14 protein-coding genes are annotated in these 14,339 nt (G+C 43.6%); 8 read left to right on the forward strand and 6 right to left on the reverse strand.

The genetic code is table 11. The features are described from left to right. Positions 1 to 165: 165 nt before the first annotated feature. Positions 166 to 738 carry a peptidylprolyl isomerase gene (locus NI461_RS09380; protein ID WP_174659050.1) on the reverse strand — a complete coding sequence of 191 codons (573 nt, stop codon included), beginning with the start codon at positions 736 to 738 and terminating at the stop codon, positions 166 to 168. Positions 739 to 842: 104 nt separating this feature from the next. On the opposite strand from NI461_RS09380, the gene NI461_RS09385 reads away from it, so the two are divergent. Then, positions 843 to 1,514 (forward strand): acetoacetate decarboxylase family protein, encoded by a 672-nt coding sequence (locus NI461_RS09385; RefSeq protein WP_174659049.1) that lies wholly within the window; start codon positions 843 to 845, stop codon positions 1,512 to 1,514. Positions 1,515 to 1,590: 76 nt separating this feature from the next. Here NI461_RS09385 and NI461_RS09390 read toward each other — a convergent pair whose 3' ends face one another. Next, positions 1,591 to 2,661, reverse strand: coding sequence for an alpha/beta hydrolase (locus NI461_RS09390; protein ID WP_174659048.1), 1,071 nt, complete (start codon positions 2,659 to 2,661; stop codon positions 1,591 to 1,593). A 206-nt stretch (positions 2,662 to 2,867) separates the two neighbouring features. Between NI461_RS09390 and NI461_RS09395 the strand changes: the two genes are divergently transcribed. The 6 genes from NI461_RS09395 to NI461_RS09420 all read left to right on the forward strand — a co-directional run bounded on the left by NI461_RS09395 (position 2,868) and on the right by NI461_RS09420 (position 8,153). Beyond that, positions 2,868 to 3,296 carry a hypothetical protein gene (locus tag NI461_RS09395; RefSeq protein ID WP_253157131.1) on the forward strand — a complete coding sequence of 143 codons (429 nt, stop codon included), beginning with the start codon at positions 2,868 to 2,870 and terminating at the stop codon, positions 3,294 to 3,296. A 759-nt stretch (positions 3,297 to 4,055) separates the two neighbouring features. Further along, positions 4,056 to 4,604: a nucleotide exchange factor GrpE gene (gene grpE, locus NI461_RS09400; RefSeq protein ID WP_151208057.1), complete on the forward strand. Its 549-nt coding sequence runs from the start codon at positions 4,056 to 4,058 to the stop codon at positions 4,602 to 4,604. Positions 4,605 to 4,723: 119 nt separating this feature from the next. Continuing rightward, positions 4,724 to 6,667 carry a molecular chaperone DnaK gene (dnaK, locus tag NI461_RS09405; protein ID WP_151205219.1) on the forward strand — a complete coding sequence of 648 codons (1,944 nt, stop codon included), beginning with the start codon at positions 4,724 to 4,726 and terminating at the stop codon, positions 6,665 to 6,667. Positions 6,668 to 6,951: 284 nt separating this feature from the next. Next, positions 6,952 to 7,146, forward strand: a complete 195-nt coding sequence (locus tag NI461_RS09410) for a hypothetical protein (protein WP_253157133.1) — start codon at positions 6,952 to 6,954, stop codon at positions 7,144 to 7,146. 204 nt (positions 7,147 to 7,350) lie between these two features. Further along, the gene (locus NI461_RS09415; RefSeq protein ID WP_228723963.1) at positions 7,351 to 7,611 is read left to right on the forward strand and encodes a hypothetical protein; all 261 of its coding nucleotides are present in this window, start codon (positions 7,351 to 7,353) and stop codon (positions 7,609 to 7,611) included. A gap of 164 nt (positions 7,612 to 7,775) precedes the next feature. Next, on the forward strand, positions 7,776 to 8,153 hold the full coding sequence (locus NI461_RS09420; RefSeq protein ID WP_162850573.1) for a hypothetical protein: 378 nt from the start codon (positions 7,776 to 7,778) through the stop codon (positions 8,151 to 8,153). Positions 8,154 to 8,211: 58 nt separating this feature from the next. Here the strand turns inward: NI461_RS09420 and erpA are convergent, their stop codons facing one another. The 4 genes from erpA to NI461_RS09440 form a co-directional block, all read right to left on the reverse strand. Continuing rightward, a complete protein-coding gene (gene erpA / locus NI461_RS09425; protein WP_151205216.1) occupies positions 8,212 to 8,547 on the reverse strand; it encodes an iron-sulfur cluster insertion protein ErpA in 336 nt (111 codons plus the stop codon). Positions 8,548 to 8,666: 119 nt separating this feature from the next. After that, entirely contained in the window at positions 8,667 to 9,650 is a 984-nt protein-coding gene (locus NI461_RS09430; RefSeq protein ID WP_253157156.1) for a putative solute-binding protein, read from the reverse strand. Positions 9,651 to 9,858: 208 nt separating this feature from the next. Further along, a complete protein-coding gene (locus tag NI461_RS09435; RefSeq protein ID WP_174659046.1) occupies positions 9,859 to 10,869 on the reverse strand; it encodes a putative solute-binding protein in 1,011 nt (336 codons plus the stop codon). A gap of 250 nt (positions 10,870 to 11,119) precedes the next feature. Next, entirely contained in the window at positions 11,120 to 12,124 is a 1,005-nt protein-coding gene (locus NI461_RS09440; RefSeq protein WP_253152920.1) for a putative solute-binding protein, read from the reverse strand. A 214-nt stretch (positions 12,125 to 12,338) separates the two neighbouring features. Here NI461_RS09440 and NI461_RS09445 point away from each other — a divergent pair, with 214 nt between their 5' ends. Further along, on the forward strand, positions 12,339 to 14,276 hold the full coding sequence (locus tag NI461_RS09445; RefSeq protein WP_174659044.1) for an ATP-binding cassette domain-containing protein: 1,938 nt from the start codon (positions 12,339 to 12,341) through the stop codon (positions 14,274 to 14,276). The last annotated feature ends 63 nt before the right edge of the window (positions 14,277 to 14,339 follow it).

Below are 14,339 nucleotides of genomic sequence, written 5' to 3' on the forward strand. Positions count from 1 at the left end.
CTCATTATAGGGCAATTTCTTACACGTGCAAGTGCTTTTAACTCACAAGATTCACGACTGTTTTATTTTTATGCACCAAATTGGTTCATTTTCCTGCCAATATTTACATAAACTTATAATATTAAACAAAAAATATGAACAAAATATTTCTATTTAATTTTATAGTTATTTGTTCACGCTTGGTGTTTTAATCGTCACACTTTTAATTTGTACTGCTGTAACTGGTACATTTTGATGCATTCCATAATTACGGGTCGGGACTTTGGCAATTTTATCTACAATTTCCATACCTTTTGTGACTCGCCCAAACACCGCATAGCCTGCATTCATGGCTGAACGATCCAGAAAGCTATTATCAACCAAGTTTATAAAGAACTGAGCTTTTGCAGAGTCTGGCTGATTGGTACGTGCCATAGCCAAGCTACCGCGTTTATTTTGCAAACCATTATAGGATTCATTTTTAATCGCCGCTTTAGCATTTGGCTTTTCCTGCATCGCTGCATCGAAACCACCACCCTGAATCATAAAGCCAGGAATCACACGGTGAAAGATGGTGCCAGTATAAAAGTTGCTTTTGACATAGTCTTCAAAGTTTTTGCTTGAGATCGGTGCCTTGTCATTAAAGAGTTCAATTTCGATATTGCCAGATGAAGTCTGCATCTCAACCAGGGTATTTGCAGCAAAGCCCGGTAAGCTAATGGCAGCTAGTGCGATGGCAGATAATGATTTTTTTAACATTTTTTAACTCATCCTTTATATAGATCCGCTTTGGAATGACGGTATATTAAGCTTTTATGTCCAATAATAGCAGTTGTCTGCCAATCAAATACAAGAGAATAATAATGAATTATGCATTTGCACAGGAACAAAATATCAATCAGTTCCCACCTTGGCATTTGCAAGGTGAAGGTTTTATTTTAAATTACTGGCTGACGCCCAGTTTTATCCAGCAGGCCAAAGCGTTTCGAGTTGCGCCTTCAGCATTGGGCCGCGTTGTTCAGGTCCTCTTAATACGTTACCAGAGTTCACCGGTGGGTCCTTATGATGAGCTGCTGATTTTAGATCATCCTTTAATTAGTAAGCGGCGCTTAAGCTCCATTCCCAAAATCTATGTATCTACTCATGAATCTGTAGCACATGGTCAGGCTTTATGGGGGATTCCTAAAGAATATGCCAAATTTGAGTGGGAAAAGCATCATCAGGACACGATTTGCCGTATCAGCCACCAAGGTCATCAGATGAGTCTCTCTATTCGCAAAACCCGCTCACCGCGCCAGTTCTATATAAATAGTCATCATATCCCTGCCTCAATGCTGAAAATCCAGCAGGCCTGGGAAGGGCAGCGTTTTGACTTTAGCCCTCAGTTCCGCGGTTATCTCAGCAAAGTTTTACAGGTAGAATGGCATAATACCGGAGATATTTTTCCCGACTTTTCCAAAGCCAAATATTTACAAAGCTTTTATATCCCGAAATTTAATTTAATTTTCCCTGAAGCTCAAATCTCTTCCAAATAAACAGTATTCATAAGCAGAATAATAATCTCAAAATATAAAAGGTGTTTTAGCAAACACCTTTTAAAATTGGCCTAGCCTAATTGCGTTTATCCCAAAATTTTCGAAAATCCCGAGCGATCTCGATCACGTATTTTTTGGCCCGTTTAGAAATCGGGCTTAAATTAATAAACCCATGCGTCTGATCGACATAGTTTTTATGATAGACTCGCACACCATGCTGGCGCAGTTTATGAGCATAAATAGAGACTTCATCATGTAATAGATCATGCTGTGCGGTAATAACATAAGTCGGCGGCAGCTGTTTTAAATTACCATAAGTCGGTGAGACCAGTGGATCATCAAGCGCCATCTGGTGGTTTTCCACATATAGTCGGCTAACCAGATTAACATCCTCTTCAGACAAGACCAGCCCCTCTTTATAGGCATAAAAAGAAGGATGACGGCTCTTGAAATCGAGCACGGGATATAATAGTAATTGCGCCCGTGCTGCATAGCTCTTGCCAACACTGTGCTGTGCTACAACAGTTGCCAGATTACCGCCGGCACTATCCCCCGCAACCGCGATCCGGTTTTTATAGATTTTGAGAGTTTTACTGTTCTGATGTGCCCAGGCCAGTGCATCCTCACAGACCTGCACGATTTGTAGCGGGCTATATTCCGGAGTTAAAGGATAGGCCACACTGAGTACCTGTACTTTGGCATGCACAGCCAGTAAACGGCAGAACTCGTCATGGGTATCCAGACTGCCGACCATAAAGGCGCCACCATGATAAAACATGATCATAGGCAGCTTTTTCTGCGGCGCAGGATGATAGTGCCGAGCCATAATGGTTCCGCTATGTAAGGGCAGACGGATATCTTCAACCATTTTCAGTGGAGTCGGCTTGCCCTGAATCGCTTTCATCTGCTGAATAAAATCGACTCGTGCCTTAGCTACATCCTCATGAATAAAACTGGACTTTCCCTGCTTGAGCTGAATAGCCATTAAACATTTAACAAATGGGTCCAGATCCGGATAGATATAAGGATAGTCCAATGCCTTGGCTAGAGCCTCCTGTGCCATACCAGGCATATGGTTCAGCATCCGTGCGCCGAATCCTTGTCCCTTTTCTTGTACATATTTCATTACCGGGTGAGTTTGACTCATGCTTTTCTGCCCCTTTTCTCTTAATTCTTCATATTTTCTACATGATCAGAAGTTTAGTGACCATTCTGTTATAGAAACCTTAATATCTAGGTACACAGAGGTTCTATGCAATACGCTAACCTGCTTTATAAAAGATGTCATTGACAATTTTCTTAAGATTTTTGATGTTTTTTGCGAGCTTAATTGTATTTTAAAGAAGGAAGCCTATGGCCACTAAAGTAATCACGCTAGCTCTTGCAACTGCATTTTTAGCTGCAGGTTGTGTGGCATTTCCGGAAAATGACTATTATGACGGCCGTTATGATGGGCGTGGCTATGACTATCACTATGATCAGGATCATCGTTATAACCGGCAGCGTTGGCAATATGAACAGCAACGCAAGCGTCTGGAAATGGAGCGGCGCAGACAAGAGGTTCGACACCGTCATTGGGAGCAGGAACAGCAACAGGATCTGAAACAGCAGCGCAAAAGTATATCAGCACAACGTCAGAAACAGACTGAAGCGCAACGCAAACGTCGCCAGGCAGCTGAGCAGCAACGTAAAAAAGCCCAGCAGAACCATTCTGGGCATCGAAGCTGGAATGATCGCCATCGCCCGCAACAGCAGTCTCACCGCGGGCATCGCCGCGATTGAAGATTCAAGCCAAAAAGCTCAATATCAGCTATACAATTTAAAACAGACGAAAAAAAGGCTTATCCAGAGATAGATAAGCCAGAAAAACAAGAAACTACAGCGGTAAAATCTGAGTTAGATCCTATTCATTTAAGGCTGAATTGTGAAATACTTTATTGATTGGTTATTAATCGTTTTTAAGTATAAAAAACCAGCAACCCAAAACCAAGCTTGAATAATTTTTCAATTAAAACAGCCAGCTATAATCTAAGCTAAAAGTGACTTTATTCGGCTCTCTCTTCGGAGCAAAGTCACTATTTACAAGGCAATCATACATTTTCCTTCAGCCTATTGGAAACAGATAAAATTTATCCTCCCCATCTAAAATTGCGATTGAGCAATAGAATTTGTAATGAGGCAATGCATAGAAAATCCGGATTTAAGCCCACACCATTCGACTAAAGTCTATAACTGTTTAAAAAAAACCTCGGGTTTGTTAAAAATAACTTAAACTTAAGGATGAACTACGGTGTTTTTATTCTTGGCGCTGAGCGGTACTCAAGAGCCAATAGACGATAAAAGCTGTACGACTTTTATGAATTTTTCAGACTTTGCTATAAATCCTAAAATTAATCCGTACTTGCGCTTGAATTTTTTGGGCCTGCCCCTATTTCTAAAGTAATTCAGTATTTCAATCATGGCAGTTCAGCATTAACTTGGTTAACACTGATGCCCAAAGGACTGTACATGTTTAAAAACCCATTTAAACGGAGTAAATCAATGGCAACTGAGCAAAACCAGCAGGCTCAAGAACTTGAGCAAGAGCAAGTGGAACAAGACACAGCACAAACTCAAGCAGATACTGAGCAGGCGGAGGTTTCCGTTGAAGCTTTAGAAGAGAAAATTGCCCAGCTTGAAGGCGATCTGAAACTAGAAAAAGCCCGTACGGCCAATGCAGTCTATGAAGCACAAAAAAGTGTGGAACGGATTCAACGCGAATCTGAAAAGCATAAAGATACGGTGCTGGAAAAATTTGCCAAAGAGCTACTGGAAACCGTTGATAACCTTGAACGCGCAATTGCCGCAGTGGGCGAGGAAAAGACTGCTTTTTCTGAAGGAGTTGAGCTTACCCTAAAATCATTACTGACAACTTTGGAAAAATTTGGTGTGGTGGTGGTGGATACCGCTAATGGCTTTAATGCAGACCTGCATCAGGCAGTGGGTATCGATCCAAATGCCAAAACCAATGAAATTGGCAATGTGCTGCAAAAAGGCTATACGCTGAATAGTCGTTTATTACGTCCAGCAATGGTCATGGTTGGCGCCTAAAGCTAAGTATTTCGGGAGTTTGTGAAATTTTTTCTAAAAATTAACTTGAAAAAATTTGAATGGCTCTCATATCGGATAACAAGTGTAAATCACAAAAAAATTATTGAGGAAACCTCCAAATGGCTAAAATCATTGGTATTGACTTAGGTACAACTAACTCTTGCGTAGCTGTACTTGAAGGCGACAAAGTTAAAGTAATTGAAAACGCGGAAGGTGCGCGTACCACTCCATCTATTATTGCGTATAAAGATGGTGAAATTCTGGTAGGTCAGTCTGCAAAACGTCAGGCGGTAACTAACCCGAAAAATACCCTGTTCGCAATCAAGCGTCTGATTGGTCGTCGTTATGAAGATCAGGCCGTACAAAAAGATATCGGTCTTGTACCTTATAAAATCATTAAAGCAGACAATGGCGATGCTTGGGTTGAAGTAAACGATAAGAAACTTGCTCCACAGCAAATCTCTGCAGAAGTTCTGAAAAAAATGAAGAAAACTGCGGAAGATTATTTAGGTGAAACAGTGACTGAAGCTGTGGTAACCGTGCCTGCCTATTTTAACGATGCACAACGTCAAGCAACGAAAGATGCAGGTAAAATTGCTGGTTTAGATGTGAAGCGTATCATCAACGAACCAACGGCAGCTGCCCTGGCATTCGGTATGGACAAGAAAGAAGGCGACCGTAAAGTGGCTGTCTATGACTTGGGTGGTGGTACTTTCGACGTTTCAATTATTGAAATTGCCGACCTGGATGGTGACCAGCAAATCGAAGTATTGTCGACCAATGGTGATACATTCCTGGGTGGTGAAGACTTCGATAATACCCTGATCGACTATCTGGTTGAAGAGTTCAAGAAAGAACAAAATGTGAATCTGAAAAATGATCCACTGGCATTACAACGTCTGAAAGAAGCAGCAGAAAAAGCTAAAATCGAGCTTTCTTCTTCTAACGCAACTGAGATCAACCTGCCATACATCACGGCTGACGCGACTGGCCCTAAGCACTTGGTCATCAATATTACCCGTGCAAAACTGGAAGGTCTGGTAGCTGATCTGGTTGATCGTACGATTGAGCCTTGCCGTATCGCCCTGAAAGATGCCGGTCTGTCAGCTTCTGATATTTCTGATGTGATTTTGGTAGGTGGTCAGTCGCGTATGCCACTTGTACAACAAAAAGTACAGGAATTCTTTGGCCGTGAACCACGTAAAGACGTGAACCCGGATGAAGCAGTTGCAATGGGTGCAGCGATTCAAGGTGCCGTGCTTTCAGGTGACAAGACTGACGTTCTGCTGCTTGACGTCACTCCGTTGACACTGGGTATTGAGACCATGGGCGGTGTGTTAACTCCAATCATCGAGAAAAACACCACCATTCCGGCGAAAAAATCTCAAGTATTCTCTACTGCTGCGGATAACCAGCCTGCTGTAGACATTTCGGTTTACCAAGGTGAACGTAAAATGGCTCAACAAAACAAATTGTTGGGTAACTTCCAGTTAGGCGACATTCCACCAGCGCCACGTGGTGTGCCGCAAATTGAAGTATCGTTTGACATTAACGCTGACGGTATCTTGAAAGTATCTGCAAAAGACAAGAGCACAGGTAAAGAGCAATCAATTCAAATTAAAGCAAACTCAGGTTTGAGTGATGCTGAAATTGAAGCGATGATCAAGGATGCGGAAGCGAATGCGGAAGAAGACCGTAAGTTTGAAGAGCTTGCCAAAGCACGTAACGAAGCAGACGCACTGGTTTCTTCTGCTCAAAAAGCAGTGAAAGATCTGGGCGAACAAGTGACTGCGGATGAGAAAACTGCGGTAGAAACAGCGGTTTCAGAGCTTGAAACGGCTACACGTGAAAATGATGTAGAAGAGATCAAGGCGAAAACTGAAGCGCTGCAAAACATCATCATGCCGATCACGCAACGTGCTTATGAAGCAGCTCAAGGCCAAGGTGGTGCACAAGGTTTCGACCCGAATGCATTCCAAGGTGGTGAGGCTGGTCAATCACAAAAAGCGGACGATGGCGTTGTAGATGCTGAGTTCACTGAAGTAAAAGATGACAAAAAATAATTTGTCAGCTGATACCTAAAAAAACCGCGCGCAAGCGCGGTTTTTTATTCCCTGCATTTTATAAAAAGAAAATGTCCATATTGATCATATTTCTTAGCTCGTCCGTTGAGTTTCTGCGAAGACTTAAAGGCAGATAGGTAAAACCAGACTTGTGGCTGCTATTCCTTTCAAATTGCAGTTCTTTTGGAAAAATTAAAATAGTCAGCTAGATTATGTATAAACAATAGTTTTAAAATCAAAGACCTATTCTGATTTTCTAAGTATTTTAGGTAGGAGACTCAGTATTGCAGGCTATGTACACGGCGCCAATACATCCACCATTACCCTATAATTCGCTTAGTGAGCGGCTGACTCACTTCCTGGATACCCGTTTACATTGCATCCAGCTGATCGCTAATCATTGCTCACCAGAGCAGGATGCTTTCAAGCAAGCAGAACAGCAGGTTCTGGCAGATGAAGCCAGCTATCTGCATCAATAGAACAGTTTGACCGCCTCACAAGGCTATCTTGCAGATCAGCAACGCCATCTGATTAGTCAGAAAAGCCAGATTGAAACGGAATTTCCGGCATTTTCATAACGCAAAAATCAGCCTGATTTATCTGAATATGAACGTGAAAGAATTGCGACAGAGTTTCAAGATCTAGAAGCACAGACAGCACGTTTTCAGTAAGAATACCAGTCTTTGCAGCAGCAACAGCAGACTGACTTTAATCTGCAACTGCCTGCCCATCAAAATGGCTTACAGCAAAATATTCTGCACGCCCAGCAGCGTTCTCCTCCACGCGAATTTGATAAAGGCGTATGTACGGCCAGCCAGATGCAGATTTATCAGTTGGAAGCACAAGATGTTGGACGGCTGACCCTGGCACATGGACTGGGCCATGCTTTGGGACTTCTGCCTCCTCATGGTCTGAAAGCCCTGAGGTATCCGGTTTTGGGTTAGCAAACACGGTAGGATTTTCGACTGCGACCTGCCGATAAAACCCTACTCTATCGCCGTTAATCTGGCTGAGCCAGAGGATATATTTATCGGCAGATGGACAATTAAGCAGCAGATAAAGGCATTTCATGCTATGGTGAAGGGTAGTATAGTGTTTTAAGCCATCTCTGGAGATTCGTGTGAGTTACTACCATATTTTAATTGAAGTAAAGGATCACATTAGTACGATTGATGAAACCCGTGATGTTGAAATCTTCGATATCAAGGAACTTCAACCTTATCTCCATTCGATTTTATTACCTTATTTTAATGAACAGTTAATTGAACTGGATGATGAGAATCTGGAATACAAAGATATTCTGCATCTGGAAATCAAACAGACCATTTTACCGATCAATGATCTCATTGAAGAAGAACAGCGACTATTACCTAGCGATACTGATATTACCATCAGTGCTTATGAAATTTTTAATAACCGTGACCTCAGCCAGGATGTCACTTCGGTTATTTTCGATCTGCTGGAAGCGGTCAAACTAGAAAACTAGGTTTAAGCGGATATAAAAAAAGTCCTCTTGATGAGGACTTTTTTTGTCATTACGAAACTTAGATCGAGAATGAAGAACCACAGCCACAGGTCGTGGTTGCATTCGGGTTTTGTACCACAAAGCGTGATCCTTCCAGACCTTCGATATAATCCACGACCGAACCTACCAGATACTGATAGCTGAGTGCATCCACCAGAACTTTTACATCGCCATTTACAAATTCTGCATCATCTTCATTCTGGCTATCTGCAAAGTTAAAGCCATAAGAAAAGCCTGAACAGCCGCCACCAGTGACATAAACACGGAGCATTAAGTCTTGGTTACCTTCACTGTCACGCAACTGGCGTACTTTATTTGCGGCATTGTCGGTGAGCACAAGCGCTTGAGCATTCATGGCAGATCCTCTATTGAATAGTATGTCTTTAAAAAGAAAAGACCATATTTCAAGTATAACACTCAATATATGGTCAGTCTCTTGAGATTAAAAGTCAAATCTGACTTATTTTATCAGGATTATTTATAGTTCTCATCCTGTAAGGCACATTCGAAATTTTTTGGGTTCTGCTTACAGCGGAACTGCCAGAGCAATTTCATCATGCGTTTGTCATAAATCCCGCGCTTGGTCAGGTCAATTCGGGCATCACGCATCATTTTCTGATAGCCCGGCTTGTCAGCAGCAGGAATATCCATCCAGTATTTTTGCGGAATATCCGCCTTCATTTTACCTAAAATACCAAAAGCACGCGGCAACTGGCCCTTGACCCATTCACGTGATTTTTGTCCATACCCTGCCGGAAATTTGTCCGGGCGAATAATAATATTGCCAGTCACCTGCAAAATTGGGTAATTGACGATTGCACCTTTATTTCCTAGGCCTTTATGCAGCTCAAGTGGCTTAAAAGCAGCAGCTGGTGCTCCAATAATATCGACTTGACTATTATTAAACATGCTGGCAAAGTTGCTGATTTCAGCACTTACGGCTTGCGCACCGACCTGCTGTACCATAATTTTCTGTGCTTCATCATAGCTCAGTACCGCAATTTTTTTACCTGCTGCTTTGGCCACGGTATTGATACTGCGATCATTGACCAGCAGATAAGCGTCCCCGACCGGAATCACCCCGGCAATTTCATATTTCCCCTGTAGCATATGCTTGGCAAAGGTCGGACTGGCCAGCCCCTGCATGACTTTAACGGCCAGCTTCAGGTCGGTGATGGCACCAATTGCATCCAGAGAACCAGTGAAATTATTAAACTGGCGGCCACGCATTCCGGTAACACTGATTGCGTCACATTTACCCGCTTTAAAGTCTTCGGCCACCACGGCCTCATTGGTATTCACGCGCAGCTCAATATCGCCTCCCCAGTTTTTAGCAGCCAGCTGATAGTCTTTCATCAGGCTATATACATCGCCATTTTTACCGACCAGGTCAAATACACATACTACCTGTTTGGCCTGCGTCAGTCCCGAAATCCCGAGCAGGGCCATACCCAGCATGAGCGCCTTCCATCCTTTTTTCATTCTGCTGTTTTCCTTATCAGATTGTTTTTATTTTTTCATATTGCATGTTCTTGTTTTTAGAGGAACATGTGGGGTGTCTCCTCTTCAGTCTAACGATTTTCTAATAATCTGCAATCGTATAACTGACGGCGATGCTACAAAAAAAGCCTAGACGAATCTAAGCTTTTTTTCTTCCAGAAGCAGATTATTCACCCGATAATGAACATTCAAAGTTGGCCTTATCTATAGAGCAGCGTGCACGTTTCAGAACAGACATCATGCCAGCATCATAAATACCCCGCTTGGTCATATCCATACGTCCATCGCGTAACAGTCTTTGATACTTGGTTTTGTCTTCTGCGCTGAGGTTCATTTTGTATTTTGCCGGAATACCCGCTTCCAGACGGTTAATCATTGCAATACTTTTTGGCAGATTTTTCACAAACCAGTCACGGGATTTCTGGCCAAAGCCGGCCGGGAATTTATCTGGACGAATCACTAAATCTGCACTTACCTGCAAGACCGGGAAGTTAAACATAGCACCATTACTGCCCAGGCCCTTATAAATCTCCAGCGGCTTATAGGCATAAGCCGGCGCACCGACCATGTCGACCTGACCATTGTTGAATTTCGCCACAAAGTTGGACACATCTGAAATAACAGCTTGAGCCCCAACACGCTGAACCATGATTTTCTGGGCATCGTCATAGCCCAGCACGGCGAATTTTTTACCGGCCGCTTTTTCAATCGAATTAATATTTTTATCACGCACGAAAATAAACGCTGAACCGAGTGGGGCGATACCGGCTATTTCATATTTTTTGCCCCCCAGATTACTGACCATTTTAGCTGCATTACGTTTGTCGAGCGCAAAAGTAATGGCACGCTGGGCAATGGTATTGCTTGGAGCACCGCCCAAGGCATCAATGGAGCCAGCAAATTTATTATATTGACGGGCACGCATCGCAGTCATAAATACAGCATCACACTTTCCTGCCTTAAAGTCATTATCCGCAACGGCCTCGTCCTGACGTGCAATCAGATTCACCTCAGCGCCCCAGCCTTTTGCAGCCAGTGCCCATTCCTGTGCCATCTGATAAGACTCTCCAGACTTACCCAGTAAGTCAAAGATACACACATCCACTTTTTCCGCAGCAGCCGTACCCGCAAAACCAAATGCAGAAAGTGCAACCAATGATAAAACTGCTTTTTTCATTCTATTCATCCTTTTGAAATCTTGTTGTTAACTGAGTGTCCATACACATCATAAATCTTAGCAAGTTTATTAAAAAAATAGAGTAATTACTCAAATATGGCATGTCATTTCAGGAAATTTATATGTCTTTTCATGCATATATTTTTTTATTACCCATTTAAGTTATTTAATTTCAAACACTTATATTATATAAATTCATCTAGATTTTTATATATCTGAAAAGAAAATTACAAAATAAAACATACTGTTTTTATTCACCGCCAATTGAACACTCAAAATTGGTTCTTTCCACCGTACAGCGCGCCCGCTTGAGCACGGTCATCATCATCGGGTCATAAATCCCCTGCCTGGTCAGATCCATACGGCCGTCACGAAGAATTTTTTGATAATTCAGCTGCTCATCCCGGCTCAGGTTCAGAATATATTTGCTCGGAATCTCCGCTTCCATACGTTTTACCATAGCAAAACTGCGCGGCAGCTGCTTGATAAACCATTCCCGAGATTGAGCCGCAAATTGAGGCGGAAATTTTTCCGGACGGATAATCAGGTCTGCTGTGACATTAACCACGGGAAAGTTAATCATGGCTCCTTTGCTGCCCAAACCTTTGGACATTTCCAAGGGTTTAAAGGCATAAGCCGGCGCAGCCACGATGTCGACTTCACCCTGATTAAATTTACGGATAAAGTTAGAAATGTCCGATTTCACCGGAATGGCTTCAATACGTTTGACCATGCTGGTTTGGGCATGATCATAGTGCAGCACCGCAAACTTTTTATCTTTGATATGTTCCAGCTGATTCATGCTGCGGTCACGGACAAAAATATAGGCCGGTCCAATCTGGCCAATGCCTGCGACTTCAAATTTTTCCTTGCCATTTTGGCTGACAAGCCGTTTGCTATTACGCTTGTCCAGCACATAACTGATGGCCTTCATTGCAATATCATTGCTCGGTACACCACCTAGCGCATCAATCGAACCGGCAAATTTGTTATAGGTTCGGGCGCGCATGGAGGTCATGTAAAACGCATCGCATTTTCCAGATTTAACGTCCTGATCCACTTTGGCTTCATCCTGATAGCCACGTAGCTGAACGCTTGTACCCCACTGTTTACTGGCCAGCGCCCATTCTTCGATCAGCTTGTAAGATTCGCCCGACTTTCCAAGCAGATCAAATACGCAAACTTGCTGCGGCGTGGCAGAAGCAGTTGAGACCAGTATTGTCATGAGCGATAAAATCAAAAATTGTTTTTTCATTTTTATTGAACTCGCTGTAATCTGTTCATTAAAATAAGCAGCAATCTATTATTTTTAAAAAATTAGAGTAATTATTCTAATTATTTCTATCATAACCAAATTTAAAGTTTTTAAAAGACAGGTCATCTGCAAATTGCGATGGAAGTCTTTTTTGTTTTCAGCGAGCTTTCTATTAGAATAGCGCTATTATTTTTTGCCCGTGTTAGTAAGTTCAATGATCCAGTTTGACCAAGTTTCCTTACGCCGTGGTGGGCGAGTATTATTTCAAAAAGCGTCCATGCAGCTGCATCCTGGCTGGAAAATTGGTTTAACCGGAGTCAATGGCGCAGGCAAGTCCACCCTATTTGCCGCGCTACTCGGAGAGCTGGGGGCTGATGAAGGTTCACTGAGCCGTCCATCAATATGGACCGTAGCGCATATGGCACAAGAAATTAAAGCGCTGGACATGCCAGCCATTGATTTTGTGCTGTCAGGAGATGAAGAATACTGGCATATCCAGCAGCAGCTGGCACAGCCTGAACAGCTTTCTGATACGGAGCTGGCACAGCTACATGGCCGTTTTGACGAGATTCATGGCTATTCGGCACCGGCCAAGGCGGCACAACTGATGGCCGGCCTCGGTTTTATGGATCACCAGCTCCGTCTAGCGGTATCCAGTTTTTCTGGTGGCTGGCGGATGCGCCTGAATCTGGCACGGACCCTGATGAGCCGTTCAGATTTACTATTACTCGATGAGCCGACCAACCATTTGGACCTAGATGCGATTCTGTGGCTAGAAGACTGGTTAAAAGCTTATGAAGGGACTTTGGTACTGATTTCGCATGACCGCGATTTTCTGGATGCGGTGATTGATCATATTCTGCATATCGAGAATCAGGAACTGACGCTTTATACCGGTAATTACTCAACCTTTGAAGTGACCCGCAGTGAACGCCTATCCCAGCAGCAACAGGCCTTTGAAAAGCAGCAGGAAACACGCGCTCATCTGCAAAAATTTATTGACCGTTTCAAGGCGAAAGCGACCAAGGCCCGCCAGGCCCAAAGCCGGATCAAAATGCTGGAGCGTATGCAGGAGCTGGCACCTGCCCATATCGATACGCCATTTACCTTCAGTTTCCGTGAGCCGACAAAAATGAGTTCGCCACTGCTGACGCTGGAGCAGGCAGAAATTGGCTATGGTGATAAGTCCATTGCCCAGAACATCAATCTGCAAATCACACCAAATTCCCGGATTGGTCTGCTCGGTATGAATGGTGCGGGTAAATCGACCCTGATCAAGTCTCTTGTCGGTGATTTACCTCTGTTAAATGGTCAGCGTAAGGCCTCTGAACTCCTGAATATCGGATATTTCGCCCAGCACCAGATGGATGCCTTAGATGGCCAAGCCAGTCCAATGCTGCAACTGGCACGTCTTGCTGATCCAAAAATCAGCGAAGCCCGCTTAAGGGCTTTCCTGGGTAGTTTCGGCTTTAGTGGCGAACGGATGGATACATCTTGTGAAAGCTTCTCTGGTGGTGAGCGTGCGCGTCTGGCGCTGGCGCTGATTGTCTGGCAACGTCCAAATGTGCTGATTCTAGATGAGCCCACCAACCATTTAGATCTCGATATGCGTCATGCCCTGACCATGGCCTTACAAGACTTTGAGGGTGCTGTGGTACTGGTATCGCATGAGCGACAACTCATCGCCACGGTCTGTGACGAGTTGCTGCTGGTACATGGCGGGCGCTGTACAGAGTTTGAGGGAGATTTGCAGGACTATGCCAAATGGTTACGCGAAGCACGCCAGCAGCAGATCAATGCGCAAAATACCTTAGTTAAGGCTCAAACAGTTACAGAGACGAAGCCGGCTGCACAGAAAGTCGATAAGGAAGCCCAACGTAAACTGGCAGCCCAGCGCCGCGAGCAGACCCGTCCCATCCGCAAGAATATTGAAAAGTATGAAACCCAGATTGAAAAGCTGCAACGGCGTCTGGCTGAGATTGAAGACTTGCTGGCCAATAGCGCTTTATATGAGGCATCACGTAAAGATGACCTGCTAAAGCTGATGAATGAGCAGACCGAACTCAAACAGAAGCTGGAACAGGCCGAAGAACATATGCTGGAACTTATGATGGAGCTAGAAACGCTGGAGCAGTCATTTCTGGACAGCTGAGTTCTGACCACTTTTTTATCTTAAAGAGCTGAGGCGCGGTGGACAATTCGCCTATGTCTGCAA

The sequence above is a fragment of the Acinetobacter sp. S4400-12 genome (assembly GCF_024129495.1).
In the GTDB taxonomy this organism is placed as follows: Bacteria; Pseudomonadota; Gammaproteobacteria; order Pseudomonadales; family Moraxellaceae; genus Acinetobacter; species Acinetobacter lwoffii_C.